The organism is Citrobacter sp. MGH110, assembly GCF_001037515.1.
GTDB classification, from domain to species: Bacteria; Pseudomonadota; Gammaproteobacteria; order Enterobacterales; family Enterobacteriaceae; genus Citrobacter; species Citrobacter portucalensis.
This window is the reverse complement of sequence record NZ_KQ089830.1, coordinates 3,175,745-3,193,418: the sequence shown is the minus strand read 5'-3', so window position 1 is coordinate 3,193,418 and position 17,674 is coordinate 3,175,745. Positions and strand designations below refer to the sequence as shown.

Genomic DNA, 17,674 nt, shown 5'->3' with positions numbered 1-17,674 from the left:
GACGTGCGATTCCCCAACCAACGTTTAGCACAGCTGTTTGACATGTTGCAAAACGAAGCGCTTCCACAGGACGAGCTGGCGCAGCGGTTGTCGGTTTCCACACGCACCGTACGGGCGGATATCACCGCGCTAAACGCGCTGCTCAACCAGTACGGCGCACAGTTTGTCCTCAGCCGGGGTAATGGTTATCAGCTCAAAATTGACGACCCGGCAAGCTTTCACACCCTGCAAACGCAGCAGCCCAATACGTTGCTGCGCATCCCACGCACCAGCCAGGAACGGATACACTGGCTGGTGGTGCGTTTTCTGACGTCGGCTTTCTCGCTGAAGCTGGAAGATTTGGCTGATGAATGGTTTATCAGCCGCGCGACGCTGCAAAACGATATGGCTGAGGTGCGCGAGCATCTGCAACGTTATCATCTGACGCTGGAAACGCGTCCCCGTCACGGCATGAAGCTGTTCGGCAGCGAAATGGCGATCCGCGCCTGTTTGACCGATCTGCTGTGGACGCTGGCGCAGCAGGATCCGCAGCATCCGTTAGTGACGCAAGAAGCGCTGAATGCGGGGCTTCCTGAACAGTTGCAACCCGTTTTGCAGGACATTTTTGCCCGTTTCCATATTCGTCTGACCGATGAGGGCGAGCTGTTTTTACGCTTGTACTGCGCGGTGGCGGTACGGCGGATTAGCGAAGGATATCCACTCCCGGATTTTGCCGCAGAAGAGGCCGATCAATCGGTGTGCCTGGCCACGCGGGAAATCGCGGCGGTACTGCACCGCCTGGCAGACAAACCGCTTTCCGTTTCCGAAGAAAACTGGCTACAGGTGCATATTGCTGCCCGCCAGGTTCAGGAGATCGCGCCCAGTGCTATCAATGCGGATGATGACGAAGCGCTGGTCAATTACATCCTGCGTTTTATCAACACCCAGTACAACTACAACCTGTTGAATGATAAACAGTTGCATGCTGACCTGCTGACGCATATTAAGACGATGATCACCCGGGTGCGTTACCAGATAATGATCCCCAATCCGCTGTTGGAAAATATTAAACAGCATTACCCCATGGCGTGGGACATGACGCTGGCCGCCGTCTCGGGATGGGGAAAATATACGCCGTACACCATCAGTGAAAATGAGATTGGCTTCCTCGTGCTGCATATTGGCGTCGGGCTGGAGCGTAGTTACAACATTGGTTACCAGAGGCAGCCGAAGGTTCTGCTGGTATGCGATGCCGGAAATGCGATGGCGCGGATGATTGAAGCGGTACTGGCGCGTAAGTATCCGCAGATAGAGATCGTCGATACCGTAACGCTTCGCGACTACGAACAGCGGGAAAGCATCAGCGAAGATTTTGTCATCTCAACCGCGCGGATTGGTGAAAAAGATAAGCCGGTGGTGATGATTGCGCCATTCCCTACCGATTATCAGCTGGAGCAGATTGGCAAACTGGTGCTGGTCGACAGAACCCGTCCGTGGATGTTGAACAAATTCTTCGATGCCGCCCATTTTCGTGTGATTGACGAGTCAATGGATCAACAAACGTTGTTCAAAACCTTATGCCGTCAGTTGCAGGATGAAGGTTTTGTCGACGCGGAGTTTCTTGATTCGGTGGTTGAGCGTGAGGCCATCGTCAGCACCATGCTGGGTGACAGCATTGCCTTGCCGCACGCCCTTGGTCTGCTGGCAAAGAAAACGGTGGTCTACACCATCCTCGCCCCACAGGGTATCGCCTGGGGAGATGAAACGGCCCACGTGATCTTCTTGCTCGCCATCAGCAAGAGTGAATACGAAGAGGCGATGGCTATCTACGATATCTTCGTCACCTTCCTGCGCGAACGCGCGATGACGCGACTCTGCGCGTGCCGTCATTTCACCGAGTTCAAAGCGGTTGCGATGGAGTGTGTGAGCCGTTTTTGAGAGGCGGATAACAGAATATTTACCGCCTGAAAGTTAACGCAAATGATGTACAACCTGGTTGCTGCTACCGCGCCAGATCAGCGACGGGTCTTTAAGATCCTGCACAAATTTACCATCGACCAGCACGTTGATGAGATCCACCACCTGCATTTGTGCGGCGTTGAGTTCATCAAGCTTGTAGCCGGTCCACACCCAGATATCTTTCCCCGGACACTCAGCGTGAATACGCTGTACCAGTTGCAGGATATCCGGCACGTTTTGCGGATGCAGCGGATCGCCGCCGGACAGCGAAATACCCTGGCGAGGGATTCGCGTGTCGTTCAGATCGGCAATGATCTTGTCTTCCATCTCTTTGGTAAACGGCTGGCCGGAATTGAGTCGCCAGGTGCTTTTGTTATAGCAGCCAGGGCATTCATGCACGCATCCCGACACAAACAGGGTGCAGCGAGTGCCGGGGCCGTTGACGATATCGACAGGATAGTATTGATGGTATCGCATTTTCGCTTCTCAATTGACGCCATTACTGCGTTGTCTGCGCTCGCTCTCCCGGGTCACTTACTTATGTAAGCTCCCCGGGATTCGCTTGCTTGCCGCCTTGTCCTGGCGCCAATTGCTTTGCGAAAAGCGTCACATCGCCAGGCTATAATACTGTCGAAATTAACCGATCTGCCCATTACCTAAATGCTTAACGCGGCGCTTCACTTCTTCCTGCTTACCGGCGTTAAACGGACGAGCGTCCGGGCTGCCTAAATAACCGCATACGCGGCGGGTGACCGACACGCGCGCGGCGTCGTGGTTACCACATTTCGGGCAGGTAAAGCCTTTGCTGGTGCACTCGAACTCACCGGTAAAGCCGCACTCGTAGCATTCATCGATTGGCGTGTTGGTCCCGTAATACGGCACGTGCTGATAGCTGTAATCCCAGACGTCTTCCAGTGCTTTCAGGTTGTGCTGAATGTTCGGGTACTCGCCGTAGCAAATGAAACCTCCGTTCGCCAGCGGCGGGTACGGCGCTTCGAAATCGATCTTGTCGTACGGGTTAACCTTTTTCTCCACGTCGAGGTGGAAGCTGTTGGTGTAGTAACCTTTGTCGGTAACACCCGGCACCACGCCAAACTCGGCGGTATCCAGACGGCAGAAACGATCGCACAGGTTTTCACTTGGTGTACTGTACAGACTAAAGCCGTAGCCGGTTTCGTCTTTCCACTGATCGACCGCCTGACGCAGACGTTCCACAATGGCGATAGCTTTAGCGCGAAGCTGCTCGCTGTCGTACAAGTGTTTGTCGCCAAACAGCGCGTTGATGGTTTCGTGAATGCCAATGTAACCCAGAGAAATCGATGCGCGGCCGTTTTTAAAGATTTCAGACACGTCATCGTCTGCTTTCAGACGTACGCCGCAGGCCCCTTCCATATACAGGATTGGTGCAACGCGGGCCTTCACGCCTTCCAGACGCGCAATGCGGGTCATCAGCGCTTTACGTGCCAGGAGCAGACGGTCGTCGAGCAGTTTCCAGAAGGTGGCTTCATCGCCATGAGCTTCCAGCGCGATACGCGGCAGGTTAAGGCTGATAACGCCGAGGTTGTTACGGCCATCGTGAACCTGTTCGCCGTTCTCGTTTTCCCATACGCCCAGGAAGCTACGGCAGCCCATTGGCGTTTTGAACGAGCCGGTCACTTTAACCACTTGATCGTAGTTCAGGATGTCCGGATACATACGCTTGCTCGCGCACTCCAGCGCCAGCTGCTTGATGTCATAGTTCGGATCGCCAAACTTGTGGTTCAGACCGTCACGAATCGCAAACACCAGTTTCGGGAACACGGCGGTTTTACGATTTTTACCCAGGCCGGCAATGCGGTTACGCAGAATGGACTGCTGGATCAAACGCGATTCCCAGCTGGTTCCCAGGCCGAAACCGAAGGTAACGAACGGCGTCTGACCGTTGGCGGTATGCAGGGTATTCACTTCATACTCAAGGGACTGGAATGCGTCGTAGCACTCTTTCTCGGTACGGGAATGCGCATAACCGTCGGCATCTGGGATCTGCCACTCTTCAGCGGTTTTGCGATGCTTATTAAAGCTCTCGGTCACGAACGGTGCGAGAACTTCGTCAATACGGTTAATGGTGGTACCGCCATAAATATGGCTGGCAACCTGCGCGATAATTTGCGCGGTGACGGCCGTCGCGGTGGAGATGGATTTTGGCGGCTCAATCTCCGCGTTACCCATCTTAAAGCCCTGCGTCAGCATACCTTTCAGGTCGATCAGCATGCAGTTAAACATTGGGAAGAACGGAGAGTAGTCGAGATCGTGATAGTGAATATCACCACGCTCGTGCGCCTGGACGACATCACGCGGCAGCAGGTGTTGACGCGCATAGTGTTTGGCGACGATACCGGCCAGCAGGTCGCGCTGGGTCGGGATCACTTTGCTGTCTTTGTTGGCGTTTTCGTTCAGCAGAGCAGAGTTGGTTTGCTCAACCAGACCACGAATTTCCTGGTTCAGACGGCCACGTTTTTCACGCTGTATATCACGGTCGTGGCGATATTCGATGTACGCACGGGCGAGTTGCTTGTACGGACCAGACATCAGCTGGTTTTCTACCGCTGTCTGGATCTCGTTGATATCGACCTGGCTGCGCTCATTCATCTGGCTACTAACGACTTCTGCGACGGTGGCACAGTAATCTGCGTCATCGACTCCCGCTGCTTTAGCTGCACGCAGAATGGCTTCTTTGATGCGCTCTGATTTAAACGGCACTTTACAGCCATCTCGTTTCATCACATGCGGTGTCATGATCACTCCATATTTATAAGAACAGGTTATCCACAGAGGTTGGGGAAGCGGTCATGGCTTTATTCATCTCTATTGCCAATGACTTCCCGCAATCCTGACCCACTTTATCCACAATTCCACCGTTAAACGGTGCACTGTAGTTGTAGCAATTGTAGTCGATTAATACAACATATTGGGTCGGCGTGCATTTTAAGTTCTATATGTAGTGATTTGCATCAAGGATGTTTACGATTTATTTGATGTAGCGCAAAGTAAAAATCGGAGCGTACAGATGACGGGCAGTACAGCGATTGTAAATTGTGGGCAGAAAATTCTGATTAATTATTCAACAAAAACAGGAAGCTAAGCTAAGCGTATATAGCAACGCCCGGTAGCGCTATGCGTACCGGGCCTGAACATAATTGCAAGCTATTTTTGCAACCACCAGACGGCCTCAAAAGGACGCAGTGTCATGTCCCCAGGTTGGCTGGCAACCTCGGCATAGTTGTGCATCAGCACCTGCCAGTTTCCGTCGGTCTGGGATGGCTGCCAGCTCTGGAAGGTACCGCTCAGATTGGCAATGACCAGCAGCCGCTGCCCTTGCCACTCTCGTTGATAGCACCACAGATGCGGGCTGTCCGGTAGCAGATCCTGGTAGTCGCCCCAGGTGATAACCGGCTCCGCTTTGCGCAAGGCGATCAGCTTCTGATAGGTGTAGAACACCGAGTCGGCATCGTTCAGTGCTGCCGCCACGTTAATGTCTGCTGCGTTGTCACACAGATTGATCCACGGCTCGCCGTAGGTGAAGCCCGCGTGTTTGCTGCTATCCCATTGCATCGGCGTGCGGCTGTTATCGCGTGATTTACTGGCGAGGATCGCCAGCAGTTCTTGCGCATCGCGTCCCTGGCCGTTCAACTCGGCAAACATGTTATGGCTTTCCACATCGCGATAATCGGTAATCTGGCGGAAATGCGGGTTGGTCATGCCAATCTCTTCACCCTGGTAGATGTAGGGGGTGCCCTGCATGCCATGCAGCACCATCGCCAGCATTTTGGCCGACGGAACGCGGTATTTACCTTCATCGCCAAAACGCGACACGATGCGCGGCTGATCGTGGTTACACCAGAACAGCGCGTTCCAGGCCTGATTGTGCATGCCCTGTTGCCAGTGGCGGAACAGGGTTTTTAGCGCCACATAATCGGGTTTTGCTAACGTCCACTTCTCACCGTTGGGGTAATCCACTTTCAGGTGGTGGAAGTTAAAGGTCATCGACAGTTCACTACCATCTTGTGCGGCGTACTGCTGGCAATGTTCCAGCGTAGTGGAAGACATTTCGCCGACCGTCATCAGGTTGCGTGGGGTAAAAACATCGCGGTTCATCTCACGCAAAAATTCATGCGCGCGCGGGCCGTCGGTATAAAAACGCCGTCCATCGCCGTCGGGATCGTTCGGGAAGTCCTGGTCTTTAGAGATAAGATTCACCACGTCGAGGCGCAGTCCGTCCACGCCGCGATCGGCCCAAAACTCGCATACTTTCTTAAGCTCGGCGCGTACCGCCGGGTTTTCCCAATTCAGGTCGGCTTGCTCCGGAGCAAAGAGGTGCAGATAGTACTGCTCGCTTTCGGCGTGCCAGCCCCAGGCGTTGCCGCCAAACTTGGAGCGCCAGTTATTTGGCGGGCAGTCTGGCGTGCCATCGCGCCAGAAATAAAACTGACGATACGGGCTGTCTTTATCCAGCGCTTCACGAAACCAGGCGTGCTGGGTTGAGGTGTGGTTAAACACCATGTCGAGAATAATACGGATGCCGCGCACTTTCGCCTGCGCCACCAGTTCGTCAAAGTCTTCCAGCGTGCCGTAGGCCGGATCGACAGATGTGTAGTCTGCGACGTCGTAACCGTTATCAACCTGCGGCGAAATATAGAACGGCGTCAGCCAGATGGCATCAACGCCCAGCTTTTGCAAATAGTCGAGGCGCTGCGTCACGCCGCGTAAATCTCCGGTGCCGCTGCCGGTGGTGTCCTGAAAACTCTTGGGGTAAACCTGATAGATAACGCCGTTTTGCCACCAGTGGGGAATATTCATGGTTGTTTCCTGGAAATACACTGGGGCGCAACTGCGCCCCGAAGAAAAGTTAGACAATCTGTAATGTGCCCAGACGGTGTTTACGCTGGTAAACGAATGAGGTCAGTATCATTGGGATGACAATCGCAATGACCATCGCCATGCCAAAGACCTGCCAGTAAGTCGGCTGGATGGAGAGGATGCCCGGCAAACCGCCGACGCCAATCCCGTTCGCCAGCACACCATTCAGGCCGCACAGCAGTCCGGCGAGACCGGAGCCGATCATCGCGCACAGCATTGGGAAGCGGTATTTCAGGTTGATCCCGTACATTGCTGGTTCGGTTACCCCGAGATAGGCGGAGATCGCGGCTGGAACGGAGATTTCACGTTCGTTGTGTTTGCGACTGGAGATAATGATCCCGACCACCGCAGAGGCCTGAGCGATATTCGACAGTGCGATCAGTGGCCATACCGGCGTACCGCCCATGCTCTGAATCATCTGCATGTCGATAGCCAGCGTGGTCTGATGCACACCGGTGATCACCAGCGGGGCATACAGGAAGCCGAACAGCGCCGCGCCAATCGGAGCAAAACTGCCGGTCAGCAGATGACGGACCGCAAACGCGACACCGTCGCCAATCATGCGGCCAAATGGACCGATAAAGGCATGCGCAAGGAATACCGCAAGGATCAGCGAGCACACCGGGACGATCACCAGATACAGGTAATCCGGGACGATGCGCTTCATGCGTGTTTCAATAAACCCGAGCGCCAGCCCGGCCAACAGTGCCGGAATGACCTGCGCCTGGTAGCCCACTTTCTCAATACTGAACAGGCCGAAGTTCCACACGTCCGGCACCTGCTGACCGAGCAAATAGGCGTTCATCAGTTGCGGAGAAACCAGGGTCACGCCCAGCACAATACCGAGGATCGGCGTACCGCCCATTTTCTTCACCGCCGACCAACAAATTCCGACCGGCAAATAGAAGAAGATCGCTTCACCAATCAGCCACAGGAAGTCATAGAGGGTTTTCAGCGAAGGATGCATCTGCGCCAGCGTCTGCCCGTTACTCATGGGCAGATCGCCGATCACGTTACGGAAACCTAAGATCAGGCCGCCGCTAATCAGCGCTGGCAGCAGCGGGAAGAAGATCTCCGCGAAGTGAGAAATCAGCTGCTCGTGCCACTTCATGTTCTGCCGCGCCGCTTTCTTTGCCTGCTCTTTGTCGGCACTGGCTTGTCCGGTGGTCGCCAACAGCGCTTTGTAGTAATCGCCCACCTCGGTGCCAATTACCACCTGAAACTGCCCGGCGTTGGTGAAGCAGCCTTTGACCATTGGCAACAATTCGATCTCTTTCGGCCTGGCGTTTGCAGGCTGATTCAGCACAAAACGCAGGCGAGTAATGCAGTGACTCACCGTAGCGATATTGTCGCGCCCGCCAACCAGCTCAATCAGCCGGTCGATGTCTGCTTGTTTTATTTTGCTCATGATGGTGTGTGTTCCCCGTAGACCGGAAAAGACGCTGTTGCGTCGTCATTCGGCAACTCTCTCGTTGTTGGCGCCAGAGTATATCTTCGATGAATATTTAAAAATGGGAACGTTCCCGAAACGCAGCGAAGATCACAAATTAATGCTCAGAAAGCGATCAGGAGAGGGTGGAAGGAATAACGATTTGTCGTGGTTCGCTTCGGCCGTTGATCTGTTCGATCAGCTGCGAGGCCGCTTGTCGCCCGGCTTCGGCGTATCCTGGATCGACGGTGATAATTTCCGGATGGAGGAATTTCATCAGCGGCGTGCTGCCCACGCTCGCCAGCTGCAGGTTCTCAATCCGCTGCTCCTGCAGGTATTTGCTGACGCCAAGGGCAAGGGTATCCGTCGCACAGACTAAAGCGGTGGTTTCCGGGGTGATGACGTTGGCGGCCTGCTCATAGCCCTGCTTCATGGCCAGACCCGGCAGCGCGGCCACAGGATGCAGTCTATGTTTTTTACAGAATGCCAGGTAAGCCTCATGGCGGCGTTTACCAGTGGTCACATCGCTATGCGGAACACCAATAAAGCTAATATGGCGATGCTCGCGTTCGTATAAACGCTGCATCAGGGTACGAATGGCACCCTCATCGTCATAGCAGACGGAGGCAAAGCCTTTTGCATCTCTTGCCAGCAGCACCAGAGAATCTTGCCAGGAGGCGAGCATGGCTTCAGTAATGCCGGTAAAACCAAACAGCACCACGCCATCAATGTTGCGGCGTCTGAGCATGCCGAGATGTTCTTCAACCAGCTCGGGCGAGAACTGGCTTTCCATCATGATCGGATCGTAGCCCTGTTCATAAAAGGCGGGCAGCATGGTCTGCACGGCGAGATTTTCCGAAAGCGAGTCCAGACGCGTGACGATAATCGCCACCACCTTGTCGCTTTGTCCGCGCATGGCGCGTGCGGAGCGGGAAGGGGAAAAACCGTGCTGATTCATCACCGCCTCAACGCGTTCGCGGGTGCGTTCACTCACGCCGCTTTCATTGTTGAGCACACGGGAAACGGTTGATTTTCCCACACCGCTTAAGCGGGCGATGTCTTTAATGGTCAGCCGATTTTGCATCTTGTTTTCCCGTGTTGCGTGTGAAGTTATGCCAAATAGAGAATAACTTTACTCAAGCGCGGCGCAATGGGCAAAGTCTGGTATACGTTTGGTTTAGTTTCCATGGTTTATCATACCGCCATAATTGCCACAAACCTTATGGTTTTCTGCGTATAATCCGCGGCGCAAATCATTCACTTACCGGAGGCTATATGGATCCCGATCCCACCCCTCTCCCGAGATGGAGAAACAACCCTTTCCGGTAAGCCTGTCTTTCACTGTCTTACCGGAACAGTAAGACAGTGACGTTCTGACGTCCCTGTTGTGATTTTAATATTGCCACCAGGCAAGGCTTTGCCACGCCTGAAGGATTTACTGCGCCTGTTTATACTGGTGCAGAGGGACTGCCTATGTTCAAAAATATGACCCGCCAGCTGTTTGCCCGGCTAAGCCGCCATTTACCACATCGTCTGGTGCATCGCGATCCGTTGCCGAATGCTCAGACCGTTGCCAGCACACCGATCCCGCCATCGCTGAGCGAACATTGCCTGAAAATGGCGCTGATGGACGAAGACGCGCTGTGGAAAACGTTCGGCGCTCATCCGGAAGGCTTAAACGCCGCAGAAGTCGAGAACGCCCGCGAAATACATGGCGAGAACCAGTTGCCGGCGCAGAAGCCGTCACCCTGGTGGGTGCATCTGTGGGTCTGCTATCGCAACCCGTTTAATATACTGCTGACCATTCTCGGGGCGATTTCCTATGCCACCGAAGATCTGTTTGCCGCTGGCGTCATCGCCCTGATGGTCGTCATCTCTACGCTGCTGAATTTTGTGCAGGAGGCGCGCTCCACCAAAGCGGCTGATGCGCTGAAAGCGATGGTCAGCAACACCGCCACGGTGCTGCGCGTTATCAACGAGAAAGGGGAGAACGGCTGGGTTGAACTGCCGATCGACCAGTTGGTTCCCGGCGATGTCATCAAGCTGGCGGCAGGGGATATGATCCCAGCCGATCTGCGCGTGGTGCAGGCTCGTGACCTGTTCGTAGCCCAGGCTTCGCTGACCGGTGAATCGCTGCCGGTGGAGAAAGTGGCAACCAGCCGCGATCCGCAGCAAAGCAACCTGCTGGAATGCGATACCCTGTGCTTTATGGGCACCAACGTGGTGAGCGGCACGGCGCAGGCCATCGTGATTTCAACCGGCGCCAATACCTGGTTCGGGCAACTGGCGGGTCGCGTCAGCGAGCAGGAAAGCGAGCAGAATGCCTTCCAGAAAGGGATCAGCCGCGTCAGCATGCTGCTGATCCGCTTTATGCTGGTGATGGCGCCCATCGTGCTTATTATCAACGGTTACACCAAAGGTGACTGGTGGGAAGCAGCGCTGTTTGCCCTGTCTGTGGCGGTGGGACTGACACCGGAAATGCTGCCGATGATCGTCACCTCAACGCTGGCGCGTGGGGCGGTGAAGCTGTCAAAACAAAAGGTTATCGTTAAACACCTCGACGCTATCCAGAACTTTGGCGCAATGGATATTCTGTGCACCGATAAAACCGGCACCCTGACTCAGGATAAAATTGTACTTGAGAATCATACGGATATCTCTGGTAAACCCAGCGAACATGTCCTGCATTCTGCGTGGCTGAACAGCCATTATCAGACCGGGCTGAAGAATCTGCTGGATACGGCGGTGCTGGAAGGTGTGGACGAAGAATCAGCCCGCCAGCTCTCGACTCGCTGGCAGAAAATCGATGAGATCCCGTTTGATTTTGAACGTCGCCGCATGTCGGTAGTGGTGGCAGAAGAAACCGATGTGCATCAGCTGGTCTGTAAAGGGGCGCTACAGGAGATCCTCAGCGTATGTACCCAGGTGCGTCACAACGGTGAGATAGTCCCGTTAGATGACAACATGCTGCGTCGGGTGAAACGCGTTACGGACACGCTGAACCGCCAGGGGCTGCGCGTGGTGGCGGTGGCGACGAAATACCTGCCAGCGCGTGAAGGTGATTACCAGCGTATTGATGAATCAGATCTGATCCTCGAAGGCTATATTGCGTTCCTCGATCCGCCGAAAGAGACCACCGCACCTGCGCTTAAAGCGCTGAAAGCCAGCGGCATTACGGTGAAAATCCTCACTGGCGATAGCGAACTGGTGGCGGCAAAAGTGTGTCATGAAGTGGGGCTGGATGCGGGCGATGTGGTTATCGGTAGCAGCATTGAAGGGTTAAGCGATGATGAGCTGGCTCGGCTTGCTCAGCGCACCACGCTGTTTGCCCGTCTGACGCCAATGCACAAAGAGCGCATTGTCACGCTGCTCAAGCGCGAAGGCCATGTGGTCGGCTTTATGGGCGATGGTATAAACGATGCCCCGGCGCTGCGCGCGGCGGACATTGGTATCTCCGTTGACGGCGCGGTTGATATTGCGCGTGAAGCGGCGGATATCATCCTGCTGGAAAAGAGCCTGATGGTGCTGGAAGAAGGGGTGATTGAAGGACGCCGTACCTTCTCTAACATGCTGAAGTACATCAAAATGACGGCCAGTTCAAACTTCGGTAACGTGTTTAGCGTGCTGGTGGCGAGCGCCTTCTTACCGTTCCTGCCGATGTTACCGCTGCACTTACTGATTCAGAACCTGCTGTACGATGTATCCCAGGTGGCGATTCCGTTTGATAACGTCGACGAAGAGCAGATCAAAAAGCCGCAGCGCTGGAATCCCAGCGAATTGGGCCGCTTTATGATCTTCTTTGGACCGATCAGCTCGATCTTCGACATTCTGACCTTTTGCCTGATGTGGTTCGTCTTCCATGCCAATACGCCTGAACATCAGACGTTGTTCCAGTCTGGCTGGTTCGTGGTGGGCCTGCTGTCGCAAACGTTGATTGTGCATATGATCCGTACCCGTCGTGTGCCGTTCATCCAGAGCCGCGCCGCGTGGCCGCTGATGTTGATGACGCTGGTGGTGATGGTTGTCGGCATTGCATTACCGTTCTCGCCGCTGGCCAGCTATCTGCAATTGCAGGCATTGCCGCTGAGCTACTTCCCGTGGCTGATTGCGATTCTGGCGGGTTACATGACATTGACTCAATTAGTGAAAGGTTTTTATAGCCGTCGCTACGGCTGGCAGTAAACATCAAACGCCTCAGCAGGATGGTGTTAATACCATCCTGCATTCCTCATTTTCATTCGAAGATATTACCTCACAACATTAGTGTTTTATTTTTATTGAAATGCTAACGGGTGTTATTAGTATCAAATCGCCTTCCTTGCGTTGTTTTTTTATCAATAAAACGATCTGCATTGCAAAAATGAAACAGTGTGCTAAAAATTTTAAGCAACTACGATTTTTTGTGAACGCAGTCATCGAAATAAATTGTTACACCAGTTAGTCTGCGCAGGTAACGTCGTTAAGAAAGTTTCTCGCTGCCCGTTTTTAATTCCGGCAGTCATTTGCTCTGCAAGCTATTCCTGTTAATGGATATTATGAACTTCTGGAGAAGGACAAATGAAACTGACAAAAAACCTGTTAAGTCTATGTATTGGCGCGTCTGTATTACTGATGAGTCATGCAACGCTGGCACAAACTTTTCGCGCCGCAGATGTGCATCCGGCTGATTACCCGAACGTTGTTGCTGTCAAACATATGGGGGAAAAACTTAGCGCCGCGACCGACGGGCGTCTGGAGATTAAAACATTTCCTGGTGGCGTGTTAGGCGATGAAAAACAGATGATTGAACAGGCGCAATTAGGCGCTATCGATATTATTCGTGTCTCAATGACGCCTGTTGCCGCCATTCTCCCTGAAATTAACGTGTTTACCCTGCCATATATTTTCCGCGATGAGGACCATCTGCATAAGGTTCTCGACGGCATGATCGGTCAGGAGATTGGCGACCGTCTGACGGCTAATACCAAATCGCGGCTGGTGTTTCTCGGCTGGATGGATGCCGGCACGCGTAACCTGATCACCAAAAATCCGGTGGTGAAACCGGAAGATTTACACGGTATGAAAATCCGCGTTCAAGGAAGTCCGATAGCGCTGGATACCCTGAAAGCGATGGGCGCTAACTCCGTTGTCATGGGCGTCAGTGAAGTATTTAGCGGCATGCAGACCGGCGTTATTGATGGCACGGAAAATAACCCGCCAACGTTTGTTGCGCATAACTATTTGCCGGTCGTGAAAAACTATACCTGGAGCAAACACTTTATTATTCCTGAGCTTTTTCTGTTTTCGAAAGCTAAATGGGATAAGTTGAAAAAAGAAGATCAGGATCTCATTATTAAACTCGCCAAAGAAGCACAGATAGAGCAACGAAAACTTTGGCAGGATTATAATGCGAAATCACTGGAGACCATGAAAGCCAACGGCGTTCAGTTCCACGATATTGATACGGACTATTTCTATAAAGCCACGCAGTCAGTGCGGGATAATTATGGTAAAGACCACCAGGATTTGATCAAACGTATTCAGGATGTGAAGTAATTCATCAGGTGGAGGATATCAACCCTCCGCCTGAATCTTTTGATTAATTCGAGGTGATAATTATGGGTGAATGCTATTCATCGGTAATGGATTTTATTTATCGGGTGTCAATGTGGATTGCCGGTATCGCATTATTGGTCATGGTCGCCATTATCCCCATTGGCATATTCGCGCGTTATGTTCTGAATAACGCCCTGTCATGGCCTGAACCCGTCGCTATTCTCTGTATGGTGACATTCACCTTTATTGGCGCGGCGGTGAGCTATCGTGCAGGTTCGCATATCGCGGTGAGCATGGTGACTGACCGTCTGGGGGATGCTTCCCGCCGTTATTGCTCGGTAATCGCAGACGTTATGTTGGTGGCGATAAGCCTGTTTATCCTCTGGTACGGAACCAATCTCTGTCTTGAACTGTGGGACCAGCCCGTGGCGGAATTCCCGCTTTTAAGCGCCGGGCAAAACTATCTTCCGTTGCCGATTGGCTCTGCCATAACGCTGCTGTTTATCGCAGAAAAGATTTTCCGTGGACCGCAGTACCAACGTCCCGTTGTCATGCTGGGATCGACCAGCTAGTTACCGCCCCCATTTCAGAAAGGAAAGCAGATGGATGCATTTATTCTCGTCTTTACGCTCGGCATTATGCTGGCGATTGGGGTACCGGTAGCGTACGCGGTTGGCATTAGCGCCATCATTGGGGCCTGGTACATAGATATTCCGCTGGAAGCGGTAATGATCCAACTGACCAGCGGGGTGAACAAGTTCTCTCTGTTAGCGATCCCATTCTTTATTCTGGCCGGGGCTATCATGGCCGAAGGGGGAATTGCGCGGCGACTGGTGAACTTTGCCTATATTTTTGTTGGTTTTATCCGCGGCGGACTGTCGCTGGTAAACATTGTGGCATCAACCTTTTTTGGCGCTATTTCCGGATCGTCTGTGGCTGATACCGCGTCCATCGGTTCGGTAATGATCCCGGAGATGGATAAAAAAGGTTATCCGCGTGACTTTGCCGCAGCGGTAACGGCCAGTGGTTCGGTACAGGCGATTCTTACGCCGCCCAGCCATAACTCGGTTATTTACTCGCTGGCGACCGGCGGCACGGTGTCGATTGCCGCGCTGTTCATCGCCGGGATCCTGCCGGGGCTGCTGTTAAGCCTCAGCCTGATGGTGATGTGCGTGGCTTTTGCGCACAAGCGCGGTTATCCAAAAGGAGAACGTGTACCGTTTCGCCAGGCGCTGAAGATTTTCGTCGATACGCTGTGGGGCCTGATGACCGTTGTGATCATCATGGGCGGTATCCTGTCAGGTATCTTTACCGCAACGGAGTCTGCGGCAATTGCCTGCCTGTGGGCCTTCTTTGTCACCATGTTTATCTATCGTGACTATAAATGGTCTGAGCTGCCGAAGCTGATGTTCCGCACGGTGAAAACGGTCACTATCGTCATGATCCTGATAGGCTTTGCCGCCGCGTTCGGTGCTGTCATGACTTATATGCAGTTGCCGATGCGTATCACTGAAGCCTTCACCAGCATCTCGGACAACAAATACGTCATCCTGATGTGTATTAACATCATGCTGCTGTTGATCGGTACGCTGATGGATATGGCACCGCTGATCCTCATTCTGACGCCGGTTCTGCTGCCGGTGACCAACGCGCTCGGCATTGATCCGGTTCATTTTGGCATGATCATGCTGGTGAACTTAGGGATCGGCCTGATTACGCCGCCGGTAGGGTCGGTGCTGTTTGTGGCCAGTGCGGTGAGTAAACAGAAAATAGAGCAGGTGGTGAAGGCGATGTTGCCATTCTACCTTGTGCTATTCCTGGTGCTGATGCTCGTGACGTACATTCCGGCGATTTCGCTGTTCCTGCCGAAACTGTTTGGTGTGATGTGATAAATGCCCGGTGGCGCTCGCGCTTACCGGGCCTACAAACTACGCTTGCGTAGGCCGGATTACGCGAAGCCGCTATCCGGCACAAGCAGATTTAGCGACGAACGGCGATCGCTTCAATCTCGATTTTCACGTCTTTCGGCAGACGGGCAACTTCTACGCAAGAACGCGCAGGGAAGGTCGCGTTGTGTTCGGTGAAGAATGCTTCGTAGGTCGCGTTTACGGTTGCGAAATCGTTCAGGTCTTTTACGAAGACGGTCGTTTTTACGATATCGCCCACTTTCAGGCCTGCTGCTTCAACGATAGCTTTTACGTTTTCCAGCGACTGACGTGCCTGAGCGGACACGTCTTCCGCTACGGCACCGGTTTTCGGATCGACCGGGATCTGACCGGAAGTGATTACCATGCTACCCAGGTCAACGCCCTGAACGTATGGGCCGATTGCTGCTGGTGCATTTTCCGTCGCGATAGTCTTGCTCATGATTTCTCCTGAATTACAGCGGTAGTAGAATGTTCCCGCTCATTATAGGGAGCCGGGATCTCATAACCAACCCCAATTAGTTGGCCAGCACCACATAATGCGAAAACTCTTTTTCACAGTATTTGCATTTGAGTGCGATGTCATCGGCACGCTTTTTCACTGCAAAACTGGAGGAAACCGGCTCAGCATGGCTGATACAGTTGCTGTTCGGGCAAACCAGTACGCTGTCGATACGCTCTGGCAGGCTCGGACGTGATTTACCCACCACGTCGTAATCGTCAATGCGGTTTACCGTTGCCTGCGGGGCGTACAGGGAGAGCTGGTTTACCTGCTCATCGGTCAGGAACGTGTTTTCAATTTTAATCAGGTCCTTACGGCCCATCTCGCCTGACGGCAGGTTCAGACCGATGGTGATACGCTGGTCGGTTTCCGTCAGTTTGAACAGCGTCAGCAGCTTAAAACCAACCTGTGCGGGAATATGGTCAATCACGGTGCCACGTTTGATGGCTTCAACCTGCAGTTTGTTATCGTGTGTCATCTCTTTTTCTCCCTTACAGTGCCAGTTCGCTATTCAGTACCAGTGCCAGTAACGCCTGGCGGGCGAAGATGCCGTTGCCAGCCTGCTGGAAATACCAGGCGTGCGGCGTCTTGTCGACGTCGGTGGTGATCTCATCGATACGCGGCAGCGGATGCAGTACCTTCATGTTTGCTCTGGCGCCGTTCAGATCGCTGGCGCGCAGAACAAACTGCGCTTTCACGTTGGCGTATTCGGACGGGTCCAGACGCTCTTTTTGTACGCGGGTCATATAGAGGATATCGACCTCCGCCATCACCTCTTCAATAGTGCCGTGGAGGCTCCAGGCGATACCTTTTTCATTCAACATATCCAGAATGTATTGCGGCATGGCCAACGCGTCCGGGGCGATGAAGTAGAAGCGGTTACCTTCGAACTTCGCCAGCGCCTGGGTCAGGGAATGGACGGTGCGGCCATATTTCAGGTCACCCACCATGGCGATGTGCAGATTGTCCAGGCGACCCTGAGTTTCCTGAATGGTGAACAGATCCAGCAGCGTTTGGGTGGGATGTTGGTTGGAGCCGTCGCCTGCGTTCAGTACCGGAACGTTACCGGAGAACTCCGTAGCCAGACGCGCGGCGCCTTCCTGCGGATGGCGCATTACGATGGCGTCGACATAGGTGCTGATGACGGAAATAGTGTCGGCCAGTGTTTCACCTTTTTTGCCCAGAGAGGTGTTGCTGCTGTCAGAGAAACCCACCACGCTGGCGCCCAGGCGGTGCATGGAGGTTTCAAAGGATAAACGGGTGCGGGTTGAGGCTTCAAAGAAGCAGCTGGCGATAACCTTATGCTTTAACAGCTCCGGCTGTGGGTTAGCTTTTAATTTCGCCGCTGTTGCGAGGACCAGATTGAGGTCATCGCGGCTGAGGTCGTTTATGGAAATGATGTGTTTTTGATAGAGCGGGTTAGCCATGTTTATCTCCTGACGCCTGGGC

General features: G+C 53.4%; 14 protein-coding genes. 6 read left to right on the top strand and 8 right to left on the bottom strand.

The genetic code is table 11. The features are described 5' to 3' along the window. The first annotated feature begins 3 nt into the window (after positions 1-3). Positions 4-1,917, top strand: coding sequence for a BglG family transcription antiterminator (locus SK38_RS14950; protein ID WP_048236264.1), 1,914 nt, complete (start codon positions 4-6; stop codon positions 1,915-1,917). Between the two features lie 33 nt (positions 1,918-1,950). Here the strand turns inward: SK38_RS14950 and nrdG are convergent, their stop codons facing one another. From nrdG to treR, 5 genes are all read right to left on the bottom strand, one after another. Then, positions 1,951-2,415 (bottom strand): anaerobic ribonucleoside-triphosphate reductase-activating protein, encoded by a 465-nt coding sequence (gene nrdG / locus SK38_RS14945; protein WP_008786048.1) that lies wholly within the window; start codon positions 2,413-2,415, stop codon positions 1,951-1,953. A 159-nt stretch (positions 2,416-2,574) separates the two neighbouring features. Then, positions 2,575-4,713 carry an anaerobic ribonucleoside-triphosphate reductase gene (nrdD, locus tag SK38_RS14940; RefSeq protein ID WP_048236263.1) on the bottom strand — a complete coding sequence of 713 codons (2,139 nt, stop codon included), beginning with the start codon at positions 4,711-4,713 and terminating at the stop codon, positions 2,575-2,577. A gap of 408 nt (positions 4,714-5,121) precedes the next feature. Continuing rightward, the gene (gene treC, locus SK38_RS14935; RefSeq protein ID WP_048236261.1) at positions 5,122-6,774 is read right to left on the bottom strand and encodes an alpha,alpha-phosphotrehalase; all 1,653 of its coding nucleotides are present in this window, start codon (positions 6,772-6,774) and stop codon (positions 5,122-5,124) included. A gap of 49 nt (positions 6,775-6,823) precedes the next feature. After that, positions 6,824-8,242, bottom strand: a complete 1,419-nt coding sequence (gene treB, locus SK38_RS14930) for a PTS trehalose transporter subunit IIBC (RefSeq protein WP_008786051.1) — start codon at positions 8,240-8,242, stop codon at positions 6,824-6,826. 157 nt (positions 8,243-8,399) lie between these two features. Next, positions 8,400-9,347 carry a trehalose operon repressor TreR gene (gene treR, locus SK38_RS14925; RefSeq protein WP_048236260.1) on the bottom strand — a complete coding sequence of 316 codons (948 nt, stop codon included), beginning with the start codon at positions 9,345-9,347 and terminating at the stop codon, positions 8,400-8,402. Between the two features lie 191 nt (positions 9,348-9,538). On the opposite strand from treR, the gene mgtL reads away from it, so the two are divergent. The 5 genes from mgtL (at position 9,539) to SK38_RS14905 (ending at position 15,687) form a co-directional block, all read left to right on the top strand. Beyond that, positions 9,539-9,592, top strand: a complete 54-nt coding sequence (gene mgtL / locus SK38_RS25425; protein ID WP_223240846.1) for a mgtA regulatory leader peptide MgtL — start codon at positions 9,539-9,541, stop codon at positions 9,590-9,592. Between the two features lie 144 nt (positions 9,593-9,736). Next, positions 9,737-12,445, top strand: a complete 2,709-nt coding sequence (gene mgtA / locus SK38_RS14920) for a magnesium-translocating P-type ATPase (protein ID WP_048236259.1) — start codon at positions 9,737-9,739, stop codon at positions 12,443-12,445. Between the two features lie 375 nt (positions 12,446-12,820). Next, entirely contained in the window at positions 12,821-13,798 is a 978-nt protein-coding gene (locus SK38_RS14915) for a TRAP transporter substrate-binding protein (RefSeq protein ID WP_008786055.1), read from the top strand. Between the two features lie 62 nt (positions 13,799-13,860). After that, on the top strand, positions 13,861-14,370 hold the full coding sequence (locus tag SK38_RS14910; RefSeq protein ID WP_048236257.1) for a TRAP transporter small permease: 510 nt from the start codon (positions 13,861-13,863) through the stop codon (positions 14,368-14,370). 30 nt (positions 14,371-14,400) lie between these two features. Then, positions 14,401-15,687 carry a TRAP transporter large permease gene (locus SK38_RS14905; protein ID WP_003830349.1) on the top strand — a complete coding sequence of 429 codons (1,287 nt, stop codon included), beginning with the start codon at positions 14,401-14,403 and terminating at the stop codon, positions 15,685-15,687. Positions 15,688-15,778: 91 nt separating this feature from the next. Here the strand turns inward: SK38_RS14905 and ridA are convergent, their stop codons facing one another. The 3 genes from ridA to pyrB all read right to left on the bottom strand — a co-directional run bounded on the left by ridA (position 15,779) and on the right by pyrB (position 17,652). After that, positions 15,779-16,165 (bottom strand): 2-iminobutanoate/2-iminopropanoate deaminase, encoded by a 387-nt coding sequence (gene ridA / locus SK38_RS14900; protein WP_000047544.1) that lies wholly within the window; start codon positions 16,163-16,165, stop codon positions 15,779-15,781. 76 nt (positions 16,166-16,241) lie between these two features. Continuing rightward, positions 16,242-16,703, bottom strand: a complete 462-nt coding sequence (gene pyrI / locus SK38_RS14895) for an aspartate carbamoyltransferase regulatory subunit (RefSeq protein WP_048236256.1) — start codon at positions 16,701-16,703, stop codon at positions 16,242-16,244. Between the two features lie 13 nt (positions 16,704-16,716). Further along, the gene (gene pyrB / locus SK38_RS14890) at positions 16,717-17,652 is read right to left on the bottom strand and encodes an aspartate carbamoyltransferase (RefSeq protein WP_003025818.1); all 936 of its coding nucleotides are present in this window, start codon (positions 17,650-17,652) and stop codon (positions 16,717-16,719) included. Positions 17,653-17,674: the final 22 nt, after the last annotated feature.

Bases quoted from the DNA above. Each gene is read 5' to 3' on its own strand.
- nrdG (WP_008786048.1), bottom strand. From the start codon at position 2,415: ATGCGATACCATCAATACTATCCTGTCGATATCGTCAACGGCCCCGGC.
- SK38_RS14910 (WP_048236257.1), top strand. From the start codon at position 13,861: ATGGGTGAATGCTATTCATCGGTAATGGATTTTATTTATCGGGTGTCA.
- pyrB (WP_003025818.1), bottom strand. From the start codon at position 17,652: ATGGCTAACCCGCTCTATCAAAAACACATCATTTCCATAAACGACCTC.
- mgtA (WP_048236259.1), top strand. From the start codon at position 9,737: ATGTTCAAAAATATGACCCGCCAGCTGTTTGCCCGGCTAAGCCGCCAT.
- treC (WP_048236261.1), bottom strand. From the start codon at position 6,774: ATGAATATTCCCCACTGGTGGCAAAACGGCGTTATCTATCAGGTTTAC.
- treB (WP_008786051.1), bottom strand. From the start codon at position 8,242: ATGAGCAAAATAAAACAAGCAGACATCGACCGGCTGATTGAGCTGGTT.
- ridA (WP_000047544.1), bottom strand. From the start codon at position 16,165: ATGAGCAAGACTATCGCGACGGAAAATGCACCAGCAGCAATCGGCCCA.
- treR (WP_048236260.1), bottom strand. From the start codon at position 9,347: ATGCAAAATCGGCTGACCATTAAAGACATCGCCCGCTTAAGCGGTGTG.
- SK38_RS14915 (WP_008786055.1), top strand. From the start codon at position 12,821: ATGAAACTGACAAAAAACCTGTTAAGTCTATGTATTGGCGCGTCTGTA.
- pyrI (WP_048236256.1), bottom strand. From the start codon at position 16,703: ATGACACACGATAACAAACTGCAGGTTGAAGCCATCAAACGTGGCACC.
- SK38_RS14905 (WP_003830349.1), top strand. From the start codon at position 14,401: ATGGATGCATTTATTCTCGTCTTTACGCTCGGCATTATGCTGGCGATT.
- nrdD (WP_048236263.1), bottom strand. From the start codon at position 4,713: ATGACACCGCATGTGATGAAACGAGATGGCTGTAAAGTGCCGTTTAAA.